This window comes from Plesiomonas sp. PI-19 (assembly GCF_021368255.1).
GTDB classification, from domain to species: Bacteria; Pseudomonadota; Gammaproteobacteria; order Enterobacterales; family CAMTGL01; genus Plesiomonas; species Plesiomonas shigelloides.
On sequence record NZ_JAJNMQ010000001.1, the window covers coordinates 448,682 to 468,207 of the forward strand.

Annotated in this window: 16 protein-coding genes and 1 other RNA gene; 11 read left to right on the plus strand and 6 right to left on the minus strand. The window is 53.5% G+C overall.

All coding sequences use genetic code 11. The features are described 5' to 3' along the window. Window positions 1-35: 35 nt before the first annotated feature. Window positions 36-1,199 carry a phosphoglycerate kinase gene (gene pgk, locus LQ901_RS02030; RefSeq protein WP_039045184.1) on the plus strand — a complete coding sequence of 388 codons (1,164 nt, stop codon included), beginning with the start codon at window positions 36-38 and terminating at the stop codon, window positions 1,197-1,199. A gap of 61 nt (window positions 1,200-1,260) precedes the next feature. Here pgk and LQ901_RS02035 read toward each other — a convergent pair whose 3' ends face one another. After that, entirely contained in the window at window positions 1,261-1,500 is a 240-nt protein-coding gene (locus tag LQ901_RS02035) for a hypothetical protein (RefSeq protein ID WP_156128858.1), read from the minus strand. Between the two features lie 24 nt (window positions 1,501-1,524). Here LQ901_RS02035 and fbaA point away from each other — a divergent pair, with 24 nt between their 5' ends. The 6 genes from fbaA (at window position 1,525) to ric (ending at window position 8,515) form a co-directional block, all read left to right on the plus strand. Then, entirely contained in the window at window positions 1,525-2,601 is a 1,077-nt protein-coding gene (gene fbaA, locus LQ901_RS02040) for a class II fructose-bisphosphate aldolase (RefSeq protein ID WP_010864406.1), read from the plus strand. Window positions 2,602-2,870: 269 nt separating this feature from the next. Further along, window positions 2,871-3,749 (plus strand): small-conductance mechanosensitive channel MscS, encoded by an 879-nt coding sequence (gene mscS, locus LQ901_RS02045; RefSeq protein ID WP_010864405.1) that lies wholly within the window; start codon window positions 2,871-2,873, stop codon window positions 3,747-3,749. Between the two features lie 602 nt (window positions 3,750-4,351). Then, entirely contained in the window at window positions 4,352-5,068 is a 717-nt protein-coding gene (locus LQ901_RS02050) for an oxidative stress defense protein (protein ID WP_233671935.1), read from the plus strand. A gap of 229 nt (window positions 5,069-5,297) precedes the next feature. Then, window positions 5,298-5,957: a ribose-5-phosphate isomerase RpiA gene (gene rpiA, locus LQ901_RS02055; protein ID WP_010864403.1), complete on the plus strand. Its 660-nt coding sequence runs from the start codon at window positions 5,298-5,300 to the stop codon at window positions 5,955-5,957. Between the two features lie 279 nt (window positions 5,958-6,236). Continuing rightward, window positions 6,237-7,466 carry a phosphoglycerate dehydrogenase gene (gene serA / locus LQ901_RS02060; RefSeq protein WP_010864402.1) on the plus strand — a complete coding sequence of 410 codons (1,230 nt, stop codon included), beginning with the start codon at window positions 6,237-6,239 and terminating at the stop codon, window positions 7,464-7,466. Window positions 7,467-7,813: 347 nt separating this feature from the next. Further along, the gene (gene ric / locus LQ901_RS02065) at window positions 7,814-8,515 is read left to right on the plus strand and encodes an iron-sulfur cluster repair di-iron protein (RefSeq protein ID WP_233671936.1); all 702 of its coding nucleotides are present in this window, start codon (window positions 7,814-7,816) and stop codon (window positions 8,513-8,515) included. 153 nt (window positions 8,516-8,668) lie between these two features. Here ric and LQ901_RS02070 read toward each other — a convergent pair whose 3' ends face one another. The 5 genes from LQ901_RS02070 to zapA form a co-directional block, all read right to left on the minus strand. Further along, window positions 8,669-11,710 (minus strand): efflux RND transporter permease subunit, encoded by a 3,042-nt coding sequence (locus tag LQ901_RS02070; RefSeq protein WP_115150014.1) that lies wholly within the window; start codon window positions 11,708-11,710, stop codon window positions 8,669-8,671. Window positions 11,711-11,719: 9 nt separating this feature from the next. Further along, entirely contained in the window at window positions 11,720-12,781 is a 1,062-nt protein-coding gene (locus tag LQ901_RS02075) for an efflux RND transporter periplasmic adaptor subunit (protein ID WP_233671937.1), read from the minus strand. A gap of 204 nt (window positions 12,782-12,985) precedes the next feature. Next, window positions 12,986-13,666: a 5-formyltetrahydrofolate cyclo-ligase gene (locus LQ901_RS02080; RefSeq protein ID WP_233671938.1), complete on the minus strand. Its 681-nt coding sequence runs from the start codon at window positions 13,664-13,666 to the stop codon at window positions 12,986-12,988. Between the two features lie 254 nt (window positions 13,667-13,920). Continuing rightward, window positions 13,921-14,104, minus strand: a non-coding RNA gene (ssrS, locus tag LQ901_RS02085) — 6S RNA. Window positions 14,105-14,256: 152 nt separating this feature from the next. Continuing rightward, the gene (zapA, locus tag LQ901_RS02090) at window positions 14,257-14,592 is read right to left on the minus strand and encodes a cell division protein ZapA (RefSeq protein WP_010864397.1); all 336 of its coding nucleotides are present in this window, start codon (window positions 14,590-14,592) and stop codon (window positions 14,257-14,259) included. A gap of 209 nt (window positions 14,593-14,801) precedes the next feature. Here zapA and LQ901_RS02095 point away from each other — a divergent pair, with 209 nt between their 5' ends. The 4 genes from LQ901_RS02095 to LQ901_RS02110 all read left to right on the plus strand — a co-directional run bounded on the left by LQ901_RS02095 (window position 14,802) and on the right by LQ901_RS02110 (window position 19,347). Beyond that, window positions 14,802-15,371: a UPF0149 family protein gene (locus tag LQ901_RS02095; RefSeq protein ID WP_039045179.1), complete on the plus strand. Its 570-nt coding sequence runs from the start codon at window positions 14,802-14,804 to the stop codon at window positions 15,369-15,371. A gap of 143 nt (window positions 15,372-15,514) precedes the next feature. Further along, on the plus strand, window positions 15,515-16,843 hold the full coding sequence (pepP, locus tag LQ901_RS02100) for a Xaa-Pro aminopeptidase (protein ID WP_152128145.1): 1,329 nt from the start codon (window positions 15,515-15,517) through the stop codon (window positions 16,841-16,843). 64 nt (window positions 16,844-16,907) lie between these two features. After that, on the plus strand, window positions 16,908-18,155 hold the full coding sequence (ubiH, locus tag LQ901_RS02105; protein WP_233671939.1) for a 2-octaprenyl-6-methoxyphenyl hydroxylase: 1,248 nt from the start codon (window positions 16,908-16,910) through the stop codon (window positions 18,153-18,155). Further along, the gene (locus tag LQ901_RS02110; RefSeq protein WP_039045176.1) at window positions 18,142-19,347 is read left to right on the plus strand and encodes an FAD-dependent 2-octaprenylphenol hydroxylase; all 1,206 of its coding nucleotides are present in this window, start codon (window positions 18,142-18,144) and stop codon (window positions 19,345-19,347) included. The genes ubiH and LQ901_RS02110 overlap by 14 nt, the downstream gene beginning before the upstream one ends. Window positions 19,348-19,526 lie beyond the last annotated feature (179 nt).

Here is a 19,526-nt window from a genome sequence, read left to right on the forward strand (position 1 = left end):
TGAAAATCTTCATGGAATTAAATAGAGGACTCACCATGTCTGTTATCAACATGACTGATCTGGATCTGGCTGGTAAACGCGTACTGATCCGTGCTGACCTGAACGTACCGGTAAAAGAAGGCAAAGTGACTTCTGATGCCCGTATCCGTGCTTCCCTGCCTACCATTGAACTGGCGCTGAAACAAGGCGCAGCAGTGATGGTGACCTCCCACCTGGGTCGTCCGACCGAAGGTGAGTACAACGAAGAATTCTCCCTGCTGCCAGTAGTTAACTACCTGAAAGAAGTGCTGTCTGTACCAGTACGTCTGGCGAAAGACTACCTGGATGGTGTAGAAGTGGCTGCCGGTGAGCTGGTGGTACTGGAAAACGTTCGCTTTAACAAAGGCGAGAAGAAAGACGACGAAGCACTGTCTAAGAAATACGCTGCGCTGTGTGACGTGTTCGTGATGGATGCATTCGGTACTGCTCACCGTGCACAAGCGTCTACGCACGGTGTGGCTAAGTTTGCACCAATTGCTTGCTCCGGTCCGCTGCTGTCTGCTGAGCTGGATGCACTGGGTAAAGCAATGAAGAACCCTGCTCGTCCGATGGTTGCTATCGTGGGCGGTTCTAAAGTGTCTACCAAACTGACTGTGCTGGAGTCTCTGTCGACTATCGCCGATCAGCTGGTGGTAGGTGGCGGTATCGCTAACACCTTCATCGCAGCAGCGGGCCACAATGTGGGCAAATCCCTGTGCGAAAACGATCTGATTGACACCGCTAAAGCGCTGGCCGCTAAGTGTGATATCCCAGTGACCACTGACGTAGTGGTGGGTAAAGAGTTCTCTGAGTCAACCCCAGCGACCATCAAAGCGGTTGCTGAAGTGTCTGATGATGACATGATTTTCGACATCGGCCCTGATTCAGCAAAAGTGCTGGCTGACATCATCATGAACGCGAAGACCATTTTGTGGAATGGTCCAGTTGGCGTGTTTGAATTTGATCAGTTCGCTAAAGGTACTGAAGTGATCGCTAAAGCGATTGCTGAATCGCCAGCTTTCTCTATTGCTGGCGGTGGTGACACCCTGGCCGCTATCGACAAGTTCGGTATCGCAGACAAAGTTTCCTACATCTCTACTGGCGGCGGCGCTTTCCTGGAATTCGTGGAAGGTAAAGTACTGCCAGCGGTTGCCATGCTGGAAGCGCGCGCAAAAGCGTAATTTAATCTGAAGCCGGGGCGAGTCTCCGGCTTCTATTCTTCAGGCGTGCCGCTGGTATCCCTCAGGCAACCTTGTTTGTTTTGAGCGCGATAGCAAGCACATCAGGTACGCCGGTTTTCTGTTTAACGGCAGGTTTGGCCATCGGGCAAGCAACATCGGTTATACTGTTATGTAATCGGTTGCGTATGGAAAGAAACACGGCGCGTGCCACTTCTTTCTCAGCTTTAGGCTGGCATTGCCGGGGTACCGCCGCCGTGTTGGCGGTCAAAACCGACAGAGTAAAACTTTTTTCTACAATCACGGCTGACGAAACAGGACTAGGAACATGTCTAAGATTTTTGATTTCGTAAAACCAGGCGTTATCACCGGTGATGACGTTCAGAAAGTGTTTGAAGTGGCAAAAGCCAACAACTTTGCGCTGCCTGCGGTAAACGTAGTCGGTACTGACTCTGTGAACGCGGTACTGGAAGCGGCGGCGAAAGTTCGTGCGCCAGTGATTGTTCAGTTCTCTAACGGTGGTGCGCAGTTCTTCGCCGGTAAAGGTCTGAAACTGGAAGGTCAACAAGCAGCCATCCTGGGTGCGGTATCTGGTGCTAAGCACGTTCACGCAGTGGCTGAAGCTTACGGCGTGCCTGTGATCCTGCACACTGACCACGCAGCGAAGAAACTGCTGCCATGGATCGACGGCCTGCTGGCTGCCGGTGAGAAGCACTTTGCTGAAACTGGCAAACCACTGTTCTCTTCTCACATGCTGGATCTGTCTGAAGAGTCTCTGGAAGAAAACATCGACATCTGCTGCGAGTACCTGACTCGTATGGCGAAGATGAACATGACTCTGGAGCTGGAACTGGGTTGCACCGGTGGTGAAGAAGATGGCGTAGATAACAGCCATCTGGACCAGTCTTCCCTGTACACTCAGCCAGAAGACGTGGCTTACGCTTACGAGCGTCTGAGCAAAATCAGCCCACGTTTCACTATCGCGGCATCTTTCGGTAACGTACACGGTGTGTACAAGCCAGGTAACGTGAAACTGACTCCATCCATTCTGGATGCTTCTCAGAAGTACGTTTCCGAGAAATTCGGTCTGCCAGCTAAGTCTCTGAACTTCGTATTCCACGGTGGTTCAGGCTCTACTGCAGAAGAAATCTCCGAGTCTATCAGCTACGGTGTGGTGAAGATGAACATCGACACCGATACCCAGTGGGCGACTTGGGAAGGTGTTCTGGAGTACTACAAGAAGAACGAAGCGTATCTGCAAGGCCAGCTGGGTAACCCAGAAGGCGCGGATAAGCCGAACAAAAAATACTATGACCCACGTGTATGGCTGCGTTCTGCGCAAACCAGCATGATTGCGCGTCTGGAAAAAGCATTCAAAGAACTGAACGCGATTGATGTTCTGTAATCTGATTTAATATCAGTGATATATTCTAACCCCAGCAGAAATGCTGGGGTTATTTTTTACGCAAAGATAAAAACCTGTCAGCATTAATCTGCATATCTGTATTTCCCCCGTGCATTATTTGCGATACTATTCGCCCGCATTGCAGCTGTAATATTCACCATTTTTTAAAACAGTGACATTATTATTCTTGGTGCAATAGGCTGTATTTTTTCTTTATTTCTTCTTCCGCTTGATATGCAAAGCGAATAGTAAAATGGTAAGGCAAAGTCATGAAAAATATTGACCCGTCCGTTCTTAAGCCGCTTGATGTGGTGGACAGTATTCAGCATGCCAGTAGTTGGGTTGTTGATAATCAGGCATTACTGATCCAGTACGCTGTGAATCTGGTTGCGGCATTCCTGATTTTTATTTTCGGTTGGTTAGTTGCGCGCATTGTTTCTAATGGCGTGCATAACTTGATGGAGAAAAAAGGCCTGGATCGCGCGGTCAGCCATTTTGTGCGCTCTTTGGTGCGTTACTCCATTATTATCTTCACCTTGGTGGCGGCATTAGGTCGCGTCGGGGTACAGACATCGTCAGTGATTGCGGTGATCGGTGCGGCGAGCTTGGCAGTGGGCTTGGCGCTGCAAGGCTCCCTGTCTAACTTCGCGGCCGGTGTGCTGATTGTCGGCTTCCGTCCGTTCCGCGCCGGTGACGTGGTGGATTTGGGCGGCGTGAGCGGTACCGTTGAGAGCGTACAGATTTTCTCTACCGTGCTGTGCACGGCAGACCGCAAAACCGTGATTATCCCGAACGCCAGCATCATGAGCGGTCGCATTATCAACTTCTCTTTGGAAGAGAAGCGCCGTATTGATCTGGTGATCAGCGTAGGCTACGAAGCCGATATCGATCAGGTAAAAGCGGTGCTGACTGAGGTGGTAAAAGCCGACTCTCGCGTGCTGGCCGATATGGATTGCACTATTCGTCTGATGACTATGGGTGCGTCATCACTGGATTTTGTGGTGCGTCCGTGGGTGAAAAATGCTGACTATTGGGCGGTATATTTTGACCTGATGGAGAATATTAAAAAGGCGCTGGATGCCAACAAAATTAATATTCCGTATCCGCAGATGGATGTCCATATGCGTACCGTCAGTAACGATCAATAATCGCTGAGCGAATAAGCACTAATACGCGATTGTCTGATGGAAAATAATCACTGGGTGAAACTAATTTGAGTTTTACCCAGTGAGTAAAATATCGGCTGAGATTGAATAAATAGGCGCTATTGATAGCGTTGTAATAATTCACGCTAGGCGGTTATTTTGCCTCGACACTTTCGATATTCTCGCTGTTTTTGAAACGGTAGCGTTTAACCGGATAACGCGTCGAGTGTTTGAGTGCGATGATGAATCAGAATATAAAGCGCCGTTAGGCGCTTTTTTTCTGGGCGAATGTTGGCTTAACACAAGGCGAGTGATGATAGAAAATGCGGCGTCATTGTCGCTAAGCGGCCTAGCCCGCAGCAGGTTATTTCTGGTTACATTAAAAATGGAATAGGGCTGTTTTTTTGCAGTCTAATCAACACAGTATAAGCTCTAGATAAATGCGGTTGTTCACGTGTTATGGCGCAGTGCTTAGGCTTAGGTACACATGAAAACGTATGAGAACCTAGGTACAGGAGACATGGGTATACACTCATGGATAAAAACGGCATGAATAACTGCGCCAGCGTGAACCATCCCAAACAGGCGATAGCAAGGAGTCTGATGTGAATCTGAAAGCATTAACCATCGCAGTAGTGTTGGCCATGGCGCCAGCAGTGAGTATGGCAGCCGAGTTACCGGAACGGCCAACTTTGGCCACTATCGGGTATGGCGTGATTGATGCCAAGCCGAATATGGCAACGCTGTCTATTGAGGTCAACCAAACCGCGTCTACCGCCGCCAAAGCCAAGGCGCTGGCGGATGAGAAAGTGGCGGCCTACTTTAGCTTCCTGGAGAAAAACGGGGTAGCGACCAAAGACATCAATGCGGCCAATTTGCAGACTCAGCCTGAATATGAGTATGTCAAAGATCAGAGCCCAAAAATCATCGGCTACCGCGCTATCCGTAACGTGGAAGTCAAGTTGATGGACTTGAGTAAGCTGAATACCCTGATGGACGGCGCACTGAAAGCGGGCCTGAATGATATTCAGGGCATTCAGATGGGCGTATCTGATCCGGCGGCGTACCAGCAGCAAGCGCGTGAAGCGGCGATTAAAGATGCCCAGAGCAAAGCCAAATCGGTGGCCAGTGGTTTTGGCGTGAAGTTGGGGGAAGTGTATCGCATTCGCTATGACACCAATCCGCAGCCGCGTCCAATGCCACCGATGCTACGTATGGCAGCCTTTGCTGCGCCAGATAACGCTAAAGTGAACGAAACTTATCAGCAGCAAAACCTGCACTTTACCGATCAGGTGGATGTGGTTTACACGCTGAACAAATAAGCCGGTATCGGCTGACATTGTGTAAAAGCAGGCGCCGTTTGGCGCCTGTTGTGTTTATGCAGCTTTACTCATGCAAAGTGATCTCTTCGAATGGTGCGGGTCGCGCGAGTGTAAAAGCGTCAGTAAAGCGCACTTCCCAGTAGAAGCTGGTTCGCCGATTAAGAGAAGCAAGCAGGGGGCGGCGGATGACGGTATAATTGCCGCACACCCATTCTCGGAGGATAGCGGGATGACACAAGACGAATTGAAAAAAGCAGTTGGCTGGGCGGCACTTGATTATGTGCAGCCGGGCAGTATTGTCGGGGTAGGTACAGGATCCACCGTAAACCACTTTATCGATGCGCTCGGTACTATGAGCGATAAGATCAAAGGGGCGGTATCCAGCTCGGAAGCCTCTACAGCGCGTTTGCGTGCGCTCGGCATTGAAGTGTTCGATGCCAACGAAGTGGGCTCACTGGATGTGTACGTGGATGGCGCGGATGAAATCAACCCGTACATGCAAATGATCAAAGGCGGCGGCGCAGCGCTGACGCGTGAGAAGATTGTGGCTGCTATTGCTAAGCAGTTTGTTTGTATCGTGGATGCGAGCAAGCAGGTGGATGTGCTGGGCGAGTTTCCACTGCCGGTGGAAGTGATCCCGATGGCGCGTTCGTATGTGGCGCGTCAGTTGGTGAAGCTGGGCGGTAATCCAGTGTACCGTCAGGGCGTGAAGACTGATAACGGCAACGTGATCTTGGATGTGCATGGCTTGTCGATTGTCGATCCGAAAGGCTTGGAAAACCAGATCAACAACATTGTGGGTGTGGTGACCGTAGGTCTGTTTGCACAGCGCGGTGCCGATGTAGTGCTGGTGGGTTCCGCAGATGGCGTGAAAACCCTGAAAGATTAAGCGCGGTCGCGTTTAGCGTTGGCTGGCGCAGGCTGATGAGGCGGCGCCGGTCGATAAGGCATTGTTTTTTGTCGTGCTATTTTACGGTAGCCGAGCAAGGAGCAATGCCTTTTTGTTTGTCTCTAAATCCCTCTTAAGTTCGCGGTTATTTTTCTACCACAATGGATGAAATGTGTACTTACCCCTGTGGAATTTTTCTGTTATGTTGATTTTAAGATTGTGCGGATGTGATTCAGCGCAAGAAAATCAACATTAAAGGAATGATGTAAGGACGTAAGTATGGCCAAGGTTTCACTGGAGAAGGACAAGATTAAATTCCTACTGCTGGAAGGGGTGCATCCAAAAGCGGTGGATTTATTGCGTTCGGCCGGTTATAGCAATATCGAATACCACAAAGGTGCGCTGGATACCGCGGCGTTGAAAGAGGCGATCCGCGATGCTCACTTTGTCGGACTGCGCTCGCGCACCCAACTGACTTCCGAGGTCATTGCGGCGGCTGAGAAGCTGGTGGCAATCGGTTGCTTTTGCATCGGGACGAATCAAGTGGATTTAGTGGCCGCGCAAAAACGCGGGATCCCGGTATTCAATGCGCCGTTCTCCAATACCCGTTCGGTTGCTGAAATGGTGCTGGGGGAGATCTTGCTGCTGCTGCGTCGTATCCCTGAAGCCAATGCGCGCGCTCACCGTGGTGAGTGGAACAAAGCTGCCGATGGCTCTTATGAAGCGCGCGGCAAGAAGCTGGGGATCATCGGTTATGGGCATATCGGCACCCAGCTTGGTATTTTGGCCGAAGCGGTGGGGCTGAATGTCTTTTTCTACGATATCGAAACCAAGCTGCCACTCGGTAATGCCACCCAAGTTTCTAGCTTAACTGACCTGCTGAACATGAGTGACGTGGTGTCACTGCATGTGCCGGAAACTCCGTCGACTAAAGAGATGATTGGCGCGGCGGAGCTGGCGTTCATGAAGCCGGGCTCGATTTTGATCAATGCGTCGCGCGGTACGGTGGTGGAAATTCCATCGCTGTGTAATGCGCTCGCTTCGCGCCATCTGGCAGGGGCGGCGATTGATGTGTTCCCCACTGAGCCGGCTACCAATAAAGATCCGTTCACCTCGCCACTGTGCGAGTTTGATAACGTGCTGCTGACGCCGCATATCGGCGGTTCAACCCAAGAAGCGCAGGAGAATATCGGGCTGGAAGTGGCCGGTAAATTTATCAAGTATTCGGATAACGGCTCAACCTTGTCGGCGGTGAACTTCCCTGAAGCGTCGTTGCCAGGGCATGGCAATGCCAGCCGTCTGCTGCATATTCATGAAAACCGTCCGGGCATTTTGACCCAGATTAACCAGATTTTTGCCGAAGAAGGCGCCAATATCGCCGCACAATACCTGCAAACCACGCCAGAGATTGGTTATGTGGTGATTGATGTGGAAACCGAGCAGGCGGAACGGGCGCTGCTGCGCATGAAGCAGATCCCTGGCACCATTCGCGCACGAATTTTGTACTGATCCTCTCTCCCTGTTTTGCGCAGTCTTTGCGTATCTTTTCCCACCGGTCTTGTTTAAGGCCGGTTTTTTTATCTCTGCATTTGCTGTCGTTTTTCTTTCCGGTTAGTTGTTGCGCTTGCACAAAATAAAAGGTGTATATAATATGCATGTTAATGATGCATTTTAAATACCGTTTATGTCGTGCTCTGTGTTGGTGCGGTATTGTGCTGGCCGGTGTGAGAAACGCGTGATGTGCGCGAGTCACCATTCAAGTGCTAATTCAATACCTAAGTTCTAGTGCAATACCCAAGTTCTAGTTCAATACCTAGGTGCATCAATACACAAGAGCCAAGGCAACAGGAGGATATATGGATTGGCTGACTTGCCGCGTGGGCGAGCTCGTGGTGCAAGATTTTCGCGCGGCACATGTGTTTAGCCGTTTTGGCGTGGATTTTTGTTGTGGCGGAGGTCGCACCTTGGCGGCAGCGTGTGAGCGGGCTGGCGTTGAGCCACAGGCGGTGGTGGTGGCGCTCAATGCGCTGACCGAACAAGGTAGCGCAGAAACGGTGTGGGCGGAGCTCACGGATGAAGCGCTGATCCAGCATATTGTGGATACCCACCATGCTTACATTCGCCGCACCGCGCCGCTGCTGTTGGAATACAGTGAGAAGATGGTGCGCGCTCACGGTGAGCGTTATCCGGAAATTCGCCCGTTGGCGGGGTTTATCCGCGCGTTGATGGATGACTTAGTGCCGCATTTGATGAAAGAAGAGCAAATCTTGTTCCCGGCGATGCGAGATTTGAGTCAAGGTGTGGTGCGTGAAACCTGCTTTGGTCATATCGGTAACCCAATCCGCGCGATGGAGCATGAACATCAAGATGCTGGCCAAATCATGGCGCGTTTGCGGGACATGACCCAAGGCTTTGTTCCACCAGAGTATGCGTGCACTACGTGGCGCGTGTGTTTGGCGACCTTGGCCGAGTTTGAGGCCGATTTGCACCAGCATATCCATCTGGAAAACAACATTCTGTTCCCTCGCATGCTGGCGAAAGCGGCATCAGCTGCATAAATTGCAGGGCGGCGACGGAATAGCTGCGATGGAATAGAGAATAAAAAAACGGCCATCTATAGATGGCCGTTTTTTGGGTTACGCCTGCGAGTATCGCTTACTTGGCTAACCTACTTGCATAGCAAGCGTACTCGCATCGCTCGTTAGCCTAGATTAGCTGTGCGTCATCTCATTAGCGCGAATGCGGAACAACACGGTGTACACCACTGGCACCACAAATAAGGTCAGAACCGTCGCGAAGCCCAGACCGAACATGATGGTGACCGCCATGGATTTGAAGAACGGATCGAACAGCAGTGGCGCCACCCCCAAAATGGTAGTGATAGCCCCCATGGCGACCGGTCGCACCCGCGAGCGGGATGATTCCAGCACCGCGCGCAAACGCGGTTTGCCTTCGCGGATCTCCAAATCTATCTGATCGACCAACACGATAGCGTTTTTGATCAGCATACCGGTGAGGCTGAGGAACGCCAGCATGGCCATAAACTCAAACGGCGTTTGCGTCACCACCAAGCCAAAGCTCACCCCCACGACCGCCAATGGCACGATCATCCAGATAATCAGCGGCTGGCGAATGGCGTTAAACAGCGCCACCACAGTAAACACCATCGCTGCAAACGCGATTGGCAGGATTTGCATGATCCCCGCGTTGGCATCGGACGAATCACCAAACTCACCGCCCCAGCTCAGGCTGTAACCCGGTGGCAGTGGGATCGCTTCGACTTTCGCGCGCACGCGGTTAAACACCACTCCGGTGAGCTCGGTGGCCGGATCGCCTTGTACCTTGATGGTCGGGAAGCGATCGACACGGCGGATAATGGCGTTTTCCCATTGTGGCTCCAGACGCAGCAAATACTGGCTCAGCGGCACGGTCTGCTGACTGCCAGCCGGCAAGACGCGCACGTTATACAGCGCATCGACTTGATCACGTTCCGCCGCTGGCGGACGCGCGACTACCGGCAACAGATCACTGCCGCGCTGGTATTGGGCAATGGTGGTGCCGTTAAAGTAGTTGCTGGCGGCCAGATCCAAATCGCTGGCGTTAAAGCCGCTTTGACGCGCTTTCGCTTCATTCCAGACCGGTTGGATCACTTTCACCGGCTGACGCCAGTCATCTTTAATCGCCGTCATACCGCCATCATCGATGTAAATTTGACGGGCTTTGGCGGCCAGTGAGCGCAGCACTTTCGGATCTGGACCACTGAATTTCGCTTCAATCTTCGAGCCGCCACCTGGGCCGAGCTGGAACTTCCAGACTTTTGGCATTGCATCTGGGTAGTTTTGCTCGATGAAGCTGCGAATTTGCGGCATCAGGGCATCAATCTTGCGCCAGTCATCCACATCCACCAGTAACTGGGCGTAGCTGGTATTCGGCTCTTCCGCGCCATACACCAACATAAAGCGCAGGCCACCGGCACCGACCAGTGTGGTAGTGGCAGTCACATCTGGCAGAGTCTGTACAAACTCGGCAATTTCGCCGACTTCTTTGTTAGTACGCTCGATGTTGGTGCCTTGCGGCAACCAGTAATCCACCACAAATTGCGCGCGCGTTGAGGCAGGGAAGAAGCCCGGCGGCACATATTTGAGGCCGACCACGGCCAGCACCAGAAGGACTAAACACGCGCCCAGCGTTGGCCAGCGCAGACGGATACAGGCCGCCAGCAGGCGCTGATAACCGAGCAAAAACTTGCCAGTCCCGGCGTTCGGGTTTGGCTTGGTGTTTTTGAACAGCAATACGCAGAACAGTGGCGTTAGGGTAACGGCCAGCAACCAGCTCATCAGCATGGAGTACAAAATCACCCAGAACAGGCTACCGGCATATTCACCGGTGTTATCCGGTGACAGGCCAATGGCGCTGAACGCCATGATGCCGACTACTGTACCACCGAGCAGTGGCCACTGGGTTTGCTTGACGATTTTCAGTGCTGCATCGCGCGGCGATTCACCTTGCTGGCTGCGGATCAAAATCCCTTCGGTCACTACGATGGCGTTATCCACCAGCATGCCGAGGGCGATAATCAGCGCGCCGAGTGAGATCCGGTGCATGTCGATGCCATCGAACTGCATGATGATCAAGGTCGCCGCCACGGTCAGCAGCAGAACAAAGCCAATCAGCAGGCCTGAGCGCATGCCCATGAACAGCAGCAAGGTGACCACCACAATCAGTACCGCGGCAATCAGGTTATCGACGAAATCGCCAATCGAGGCATCCACGGTTTCGCCCTGATGGGAGATAACCTTGAGCTGCATCCCCAGCGGAATGCGTGATTCTAGTTCGGCCAAACGGGCGCTGACATTTTCACCAAGGGTTACGATGTTACCGCCGGAGATATTGCTGATCCCCAGACCAATCGCCGGTTGACCATCAAAGTACAGCAGGCTGGTGGCCGGCTCGCGATAGCCCAATGACACCTGACCGATATCGCCAAGACGGAAAGTCTGGCCTTTGCCGTCACTGAGCAGCAGTTCGTTCAGCGCGCTGACATCCGCAATAGTGTTCATCGGGCCGACCGCCAGTCGCTCAGGACCGACATCAATATTGGCGGTGGCAGTCGGGGTAATGGCATTACGCAGCTGCTGATAAATCTGCTCTGGTTGTAAGCCAAGGTTAGCCAGCTTACCGGTTGGGATCTCCAGATACACTTGCTCGGGCTGATCGCCCCACAGTGCCACTTTCGCTACCCCCGGCACTAACGCCAGCTCTTTGCGCAGCATATCGGCGGTCTGTTTGAGCTCGCTAAAGCTGTAGCCCTCACCCGTTAAGGCATAGAACAGGCCGTACACATCCCCGAAGTCATCATCAATCAGGATTGGGCCGGCTCCCGGTGGCAATTGACGTTCCACCGCCTGCATTTTGCGGCGCAGTTTGTCCCAGATTTGCTGCAGGCTCTCTTTGTCGTAGGCTACGCGCGCTTCAAATTGCACGCTGGAGAGTCCGCGATAAGAGTTAGAGCGGATTTCATCCACTTCTGGCAGCTGTTGTAGCGCCTCTTCAATTTTGTCGGTGACTTGGGTGGCGACTTGCTCCGCACTGGCGCCCGGAAATGGCGTCGTGATGGCAGCTACCCGAATGGTAAATTCTGGGTCTTCAAAGCGGCCGAGCTTTTGAAAGCTGGAATAACCAGCCAGCAGCAGCAAGATCACCAAAAAGGCGCTGACGACTTTTTTATCGATAAAGAATCTGACGAGATTCATCCGCGCTCCTTATTGCGTGACCAACGGATGAACCGGCATGCCTGCCTGCACCGCGTGCACGCCAGCAATGATGATTTGTTCACCGGCGCTCAGGCCGCTGATAACTTCTATATTGTTGCCCTGAATCTGTCCGGTTTTTACCGGCACTTTTTCGGTCAACTGAGTGGTCGGGTTATAACGCCAGACATAGTGCTCACCGTTGTCGCTGTCACTCAGTACGGCGACCGCGGGGATCAACCAATGCGCATTGGCTTGGTCGCTGGCCGGTGGATTGCCCGCGCCAACGGTCACCGTCATGCCGGAGAACAGATTCAAATCGGCTGGTGCAGGCATGCGCAGCACCACTTCATAGGTACCGGTCAGCGGATCAGGCTCTTTCGCCACAGAGTGGAAACTTAAGGCAAATTCACGTCCTGGAATGCCTTCGATACGGGCAAACAGCGGCGTATTGCGGTCATGGCGCTCCAGCAAATTACGCTCGGTAACGTGCAAGCGGATCTCAAAATAGCTGACATCCTGCACAATCACGACCGGCTGCTTGGCATTGATATTTTCGTGGTTGTTGACTAGCACGCGGCTCACGATGCCATCAAACGGCGCTGTGATTTGTGTATCGCGCAGCGCTTTACGGGCTTGCTCCAGCGCAGATTTTGCCACCGCTGATTGGGTGCGCAGTTTTTCTAACTCGGCGCGGGAAATGGCTTGTTTGCCATTAAACAGGGTCTGGCCACGCAGATAATCGGCATGTGCACGCTGATATTCCGCTTCCGCGCTACGCACTTTACTGGCGAAGTCGCGGTTATCCAGTTGCGCCAGTACCTGACCGGCCTTGATGGCTTGCCCTTCCTGAGCGGGCAGCTGTACCAGTCGGCCAGCCACTTCAAAGGCCAGCTCCGCCCGTTGCCCCGCTTCCAGACGACCTGGCAGGGTCGCGGTGTTATGGGTTTCGGTAGCGATGGTATATAGCTTCACGGGGCGTGATACCGGCACTTGGGGTGCTTCGGCATCCGGTTTACAGCCCTGCAGTAACAGGGTCAGGGTGATAAGGGGCAAAGCAATGCGCAACTTCATGCAACAACCTTATTAAATGCTCGTCCTGATGATGAGGTGCGCTATTGTCGCAGCAATAATGTAACAAGGTTTTGCGATTCGTGTGATTGATAGTCAGCCAGCGTTCAAGCTCTTAAGTTCAAGAACCTGCACAGCGAATTAAAGAAAGGGATAAAGCGTCACCACCGTGGTTGGTGTCGAGCGTGGTTTTGCCGGTAAGTCAGCTTAGCTGTTGCACCAATCCCAATGTCGCGTCGGCGTTAAAATCTCTGGTAATGGAATATCCCAAATTTGGCGAGGGATGTGTGCCACCTGCTGGCAATCATGCGCCAGCCCGATCGGATAAGGGCGTGCGGCATGCACCCTATTTAAGGCGTGCGGCTGACTACTGTGATGGATTGGTGCCAAAGTGCGATCATAAAAGCCGCCGCCCATGCCCAGGCGATGACCGTGGGCATCGAACGCTACCAGCGGCGTGGCGATTAACTCCAGCTGATGCAGCGGACAGACCGCATGCAAATCCAATTCTGGCTCTAAAATGCCAAAGCGGTTAGCGCGCATCGGGCTATCGGGGCGGTAGGCCAAAAACAATAAATGACCGCGACTAAACGGATGTAACACCGGCAGATAGACTTGCTTGCCGCGCTGCCACAGCGCGTCAATCAGCGGTTGGGTATCTAGCTCACCATCGACCGCCAAATACAGCGCAATGTGCTGCGCCTGCTGAAAACGCGGATGCTGCAATGCCCGCTCAGCCAGTGCGTGGGCCGCGGCATGCTGTTGCGGTGCTGACAACCGACGGCGTCGTTCACGTACCGTCCGGCGCAGTTGCTGGCACAGCGCCGCGCTGTGCGGATCCGGTGACAATGCATGCGGCACGTTTGGGGTAACGGAATGGGCGCTCATCAAGGCAGTCCTGCTGGTCAAAAGAAAATAAAGTTAACGAGCCATCATGCGGATGGGAAAGCGGTGAGCATGACGGTTTATGCCAGCATAGCAGCTTAAGTCTGCGTGCCAATCGGGAGGTACAAAAATTGTGTCGGTGGTATATCAGCGGTGTGGGGGATCAGAGAATACTGAGAATATGAGCAGGTAGCGCGAGCGTGCGAGTAAAACTTGGGAGTAAAGGATAAAGAGAAGAGTGATACAGAAGAAAAGCGAGAGTCCCCAAGATGCCGCTGCGGGTAGTAGCCCTTGAACCCGCGGTTCAAGGTGAGCCCATCGTTACAACCATTAGGCTTCTCAGCGAACTGAGCATGCTCACAGGCCGCATAGTCGACGGACTCTGGAGATGTTGAATATCGGCTCAGGGGACGAACCCACTGGCGAACATCTCAGGGACAAATTCTTGTTCAACGGCTGGCGTCAATCCCTGACTGGCCTTGTCTACATTAGCTAAATCATACTCACTAATCAGACGGTGATACCCGACGCGTTGCATATCAGATATCGGCCTTACGTTTGTTATACCAGCTTATTCGCGACAGACAAGCAGATTATTCGAATCTTGTGCCATGACGCGTATGCGTTAACTGTCCCTGTTCTACGAGTGCCTGCTCGATGGTGCTTTGCAGCATCCGAATTCGCTGTTCCATACTGGCAGCATATTCTTGAGTCTTACGGCGTTCCAGCTCCAGTTCGTTAGCCATATTCAGGGCTACGATCAGAGCCAGTTGCTCGGTATTCGTCACTTTAGAGCGTTGCTTTAGCTCTTGCAAGCGCTTATTCAACTCATCAGCAGAGCGAAATAGCGCATTTTTTTGTTCTTCCGGGCAATTTACGCGAATTACGCGCCCGAGGATCTGAATATCAACCGGTTCTGCTGTGCTCATGCCAAGCTCCTGCCTGGTTTTTACGTTAAAAAGCCTGTACCAGAAGTGTCGATATTTCGTACATGACACCGGGTTGCCCCATGACAAGCGGGCGCCACTATATCGGCGGACCTCATAAGATTCAAGCGCTTTCTGGCGGCAGGCGTGGGCTGGTGATAGCATACCAATATCACTCTTAGCTTTATACCGCAAAAACGGGATCTCAACAGATGAATACGAGCGCGCTTCCAGATTACTCCTCCCTGACCGCTTCTTTGATGGCCGAAGGCATCGCCATCAGCGCGGCAGAATTGCACGGCCTGCTGAGCGGCTTGCTGTGTGGCGGTATTAAAGATGACAGCTGGCAGGTCTGGATGCACGATCTGACCAACGATGGTCAAGCTTATCCGTCTGAACTGGCGAAAGTGGCCCGCACCATGTATCTGCAAATCAAACAAACCCTGAATGAGGAAGAGTTTGGTTTTAGCTTGTTGCTGCCAGAAGATGATGAGTCGGTGTTTGATCGCGTGGATGCGCTGGCTGAATGGGTAAGCCAATTCCTGGTTGGATTGGGCGTGGCGCAGCCGGGCCTGAAAAAAGGGCATGCTGAAGTGGGTGAGATGATTGATGACCTCACCAGCATTTCGCAGCTGGGTTACGATCTGGATGAAGATCAAGAAGAGCTGGAGCAGTCACTGGAAGAAGTGGCCGAATACGTCCGTATGGGCGCGATGCTGTGCTTTAACACCTTTGCTTGTGCGCCATTGGCCGGCGAGAACGCTAAACCAACGCTGCATTGATGGTTCACTGCTGAACATTGCGATGGCATGGATTGATGCCATGGCTCTAGGCCACGGAAAAAATAACGCGCAACTACAGAAAAGCAGGTACAGAACATAAGCGAGCAGGTCATCGCGCATCAGGTTATGTGAGGATAAACACAATGGATATTCAAGAATGGATTAACCGCCGTCAGGCCCTGTTGGCTCAGATGGCACCGAACAGTGCGGCGCTCTTTTTTGCCGCACCAGAGCGGACTCGCAGCCGTGATAGCGACTACCTGTTTCGCCAAAACAGTGATTTTTGGTATTTCTGTCCGTTAAATGAACCGGAAGCAGCACTGCTGCTGATCAAAGACGCGCATGGTACCCGTAGCGTGTTATTCAACCGGGAAAAAGATCCGTTGGCGGAAGTGTGGCATGGCCGCCGTTTAGGCCAAAGTGCTGCTCCCGCGGCGCTGGCGGTGGATCAGGCGTTTGCCTATCCCGCGCTGGCACAAGAGCTGCCTGCTTTGCTCAGTGGTTTGGACGTGCTGTATCACGCTGAAGGCGAGTATGACTACGCCGACCAAGCGGTGGCGCAAGTGTTAACTACGCTGCGTAACGGTTTTCGCCAAGGGCTGCGTGCCATCAATACCCAGATGGATTGGCGTCCGCTGGTGCACGAGATGCGCCTGTTCAAATCGCCGGCGGAAATTGCCCTGATGCGCACCGCGGCGGAGATTTCGGCGAAAGCCCATTGCCGCGCGATGGAAAAAGCGCGCGCAGGCTTGTTCGAATACCATCTGGAAGGGGAAATTCAGCACGAGTTTTCCCGTCATGGTGCCCGCTTTGCTGCCTATAACAGCATTGTCGGTAGTGGTGATAACGCCTGTATTTTGCATTACACCGAAAACGAGAGCGAGCTGCGCGATGGCGATTTGGTGCTGATCGATGCGGGCGCCGAATACCAAGGTTATGCCGGTGATATCAGCCGGACTTTCCCTGTGAGCGGTAAGTTTAGCGCTGCCCAGCGTGCGCTGTATGACATCGTATTACGCGCCGAGTTGGCCGCGATTGAGGTGTTGGTGCCAGGGCATAGCATCAAGCAAGCCAACGATCTGGTGCTGCGCATTATGGTCGAAGGGCTGGTGGCGCTGGGCATTTTGCACGGTGAAACCGAGCAGCTGATCGCAGAGAAAGCCTACTTACCATTTTATATGCACGGCCTTGGCCATTGGTTAGGCTTGGATGTGCATGATGTGGGCGATTACAGCACCCCTGCCCGCGAGCGTATTTTGCAACCCGGTATGGTGCTGACGGTCGAGCCGGGGCTGTATATTGCGCCGGATGCGGATGTCCCCGAAGCCTATCGCGGGATCGGTATTCGTATCGAAGATAACCTGCTGATGGTGGAAGGGGGCAATCAGGTGCTGACCTCCGGGGCTCCGAAAGACCCTGACGCCATTGAAGCGCTGATGGCTGCGGCACGCCACAGCGTTAGTGCGCATTAATTATTCGTTTACATGAACAGAGTTGCTTATTCCGTTAAGTGAGTACAAGTGAAGGAGAAGTAGGATGCAGCCTTCCGTGATCATTGCCGGCGGCGGCATGGCCGGTACTCTGCTGGCCTTGGCGCTTGATACCTTGAGTCAAGGTCGTGTGCGTATCGATGTCATTGAGGCGCAGTTACCGCAAGCGATGAGCGGTAGCGGCTTTGATGCGCGTTGCATCGCGTTGGCGCATGGCAGTTGTCAGCAGCTCGAACAATTGGGGCTGTGGGCGCCATTAGCGACTCATGCGGCACCGATTCGGCGCATCCATGTATCCGATCGCGGTCACGCTGGGCGTGTGCAGCTGGACGCCGCGGATTATGCCTTGCCGGCACTCGGTCAGGTGGTAGAGCTGCGCCGCGCCGGTGAGGCGTTACTGCAGCTGCTGGCTAAACGCCCATCGATTCACTGGCATTGTCCAGCCAGTGTGCGTGACGTGCAGCGAGAAACTGAGCAGGTTACGGTCACCTTAGACAACGGTCAGGCGTTGCAGGCTCAGTTGCTGGTGGCGGCGGACGGTACGCACTCTCAGGTGTTGGCGCAGTGCGGCATTCGCCCGACAGCGCAGCCGTATGAACAGGTTGCCGTTATTGCCAATGTACGCAGTGCCGTGGCGCATCAGGGGCAAGCTTTTGAACGCTTTACCGCGCACGGCCCGCTCGCGCTGTTGCCGCTAGCGACCGGCGATGGTGCGCCAGCCGACAATCTTTGCTCACTGGTGTGGTGCCATCCGAGCGCACAGCGTGAATCGGTGTTGGCGTGGGATGACGCCACCTTTTTGCAGCAGTTACAACAGGCGTTTGGTTGGCGCTTGGGGCGCTTTACTGCGGTCGGTGAGCGACATGCTTATCCGCTGGCGTTATATCAGCATCCTCAACATGTGCATCACCGTTTAGCACTGGTAGGTAATGCGGCGCAGACACTGCATCCGATTACCGGCCAAGGCTTTAACTTAGGCTTGCGCGATGTGATGGCGCTGGCACAGACTTTGGCTGATGCGTTGCCAAACAATGTGGAAAACTCCGCGGTCGATATTGGTGATTATCAGGTGCTACGCCACTACCAACGCCGCCGCCGCGATGACCAGCAAACCACCATTGATACTACTGACGGACTGGTGCGGCTGTTTGCCAACAGCTACGCACCGTTAGTGGCAGGACGCAATACCGGTCTGCTCTTAATGCAGGCCCTGACCCCGTGGCGTGACCAACTCGCGCGCCGTATGCTGGGGGAGAGTGAATCAACAAAAGGAGTGCCGTGTGCAGGCTTATGATGTGGTGATTATTGGCGGCGGAATGGTCGGATTGACCGTCGCTGCGGCCCTGCATGACAGCGGATTACGTCTGGCGGTGCTGGAAGGTCAGCTGCCGCCGAGCACGCTGCCTGCGCAACCGGATGTGCGCGTATCGGCCATCAATTTGGCCAGTCAGAATATTTTGCAGCGTTTGGGTGTGTGGTCGGCCATCATGGCGCGTCGCAGTACGCCATACGCCAAGATGGAAGTGTGGGAGCAAGACAGCTTTGGTCGTATCGCGTTTGCCGCGAATGAGATCAATGCGCCGCACTTAGGCCATATCATTGAAAATAGCGTGATCCAGCAAGCGCTGTGGGAGCATGTCAGCCGTTTAGAGGGCGTGACACTGCTGGCACCAGCGCAGCTGAAACAAGCGGCATTCGGGGAAAATGAAGCCTTCCTCACCTTGGATGATGGTCAGATGCTGACTACCCGTCTGCTGGTTGGCGCTGATGGCGCGCACTCGTGGCTGCGTCAGCAAGCTGATATTCCACTGACGTTTTGGGATTATGGCCATAGCGCGCTGGTGGCCAATATTCGCGTCGCCGAAGGGCATGAGAATTGCGCGCGGCAAATTTTCCGCCCACAAGGGCCACTGGCCTTTTTACCCTTGAGTGAACCTAATCTGTGTTCGATTGTGTGGTCATTACCACCGCAAGAGGCGGCTCAGTTGCAGGCTCTACCTGCCGAACAGTTCAACGCTCAGCTAAGCGCGGCATTTGATTTGCGTTTGGGGCTGTGTGAGCTGGTCTCTGAGCGTCAGGTGATCCCGCTGACTGCCCGTTACGCGCGCAGCTTTGCCGCGCACCGTGTGGCGTTGGTGGGGGATGCCGCGCACACCATTCACCCACTGGCGGGTTTGGGCGTGAATCTCGGCTTACAAGATGCGGCGGCGCTAGCGCAGGAGATTGTGCGTTTGCATCAAAGTGGGCGCGATATCGGCTTGCATGCGCATTTGCGCCGTTATGAACGCTGGCGTAAAAGCGAGGCGGCCTTGATGTTGGCGGCTATGCAGGGTTTTCGCGATCTGTTTGCTGGCGATAACCCAGCGAAAAAACTGCTGCGCGATGTGGGTTTAGTGCTGGCCGGCCAATTACCGGGCGTTAAACCACAGCTGATCCGTCATGCCTGTGGCCTAAGCGGTGAGCTACCGCAACTGGCGCGTCCTTAACGGCTGCAGCGTTAAGGGCCATCACTGTACCTTATTGAATTTAAACAGATTGAACCGGCGTTACTGTCTTCGCAGTAGCGCCGGTTTTATTTTGGTCTTCTGTCTTCTGTCTTCTGTCTTCTGTCTTCTGTCTTCTGTCTTCTGTCTTCTGTCTTCTGTCTTTGCGCTTATCGCGTTGT

Bases quoted from the DNA above. Each gene is read 5' to 3' on its own strand.
- pgk (WP_039045184.1), top strand. From the start codon at position 36: ATGTCTGTTATCAACATGACTGATCTGGATCTGGCTGGTAAACGCGTA.
- fbaA (WP_010864406.1), top strand. From the start codon at position 1,525: ATGTCTAAGATTTTTGATTTCGTAAAACCAGGCGTTATCACCGGTGAT.
- mscS (WP_010864405.1), top strand. From the start codon at position 2,871: ATGAAAAATATTGACCCGTCCGTTCTTAAGCCGCTTGATGTGGTGGAC.
- rpiA (WP_010864403.1), top strand. From the start codon at position 5,298: ATGACACAAGACGAATTGAAAAAAGCAGTTGGCTGGGCGGCACTTGAT.
- serA (WP_010864402.1), top strand. From the start codon at position 6,237: ATGGCCAAGGTTTCACTGGAGAAGGACAAGATTAAATTCCTACTGCTG.
- ric (WP_233671936.1), top strand. From the start codon at position 7,814: ATGGATTGGCTGACTTGCCGCGTGGGCGAGCTCGTGGTGCAAGATTTT.
- LQ901_RS02070 (WP_115150014.1), bottom strand. From the start codon at position 11,710: ATGAATCTCGTCAGATTCTTTATCGATAAAAAAGTCGTCAGCGCCTTT.
- LQ901_RS02075 (WP_233671937.1), bottom strand. From the start codon at position 12,781: ATGAAGTTGCGCATTGCTTTGCCCCTTATCACCCTGACCCTGTTACTG.
- LQ901_RS02080 (WP_233671938.1), bottom strand. From the start codon at position 13,666: ATGAGCGCCCATTCCGTTACCCCAAACGTGCCGCATGCATTGTCACCG.
- zapA (WP_010864397.1), bottom strand. From the start codon at position 14,592: ATGAGCACAGCAGAACCGGTTGATATTCAGATCCTCGGGCGCGTAATT.
- LQ901_RS02095 (WP_039045179.1), top strand. From the start codon at position 14,802: ATGAATACGAGCGCGCTTCCAGATTACTCCTCCCTGACCGCTTCTTTG.
- pepP (WP_152128145.1), top strand. From the start codon at position 15,515: ATGGATATTCAAGAATGGATTAACCGCCGTCAGGCCCTGTTGGCTCAG.
- ubiH (WP_233671939.1), top strand. From the start codon at position 16,908: ATGCAGCCTTCCGTGATCATTGCCGGCGGCGGCATGGCCGGTACTCTG.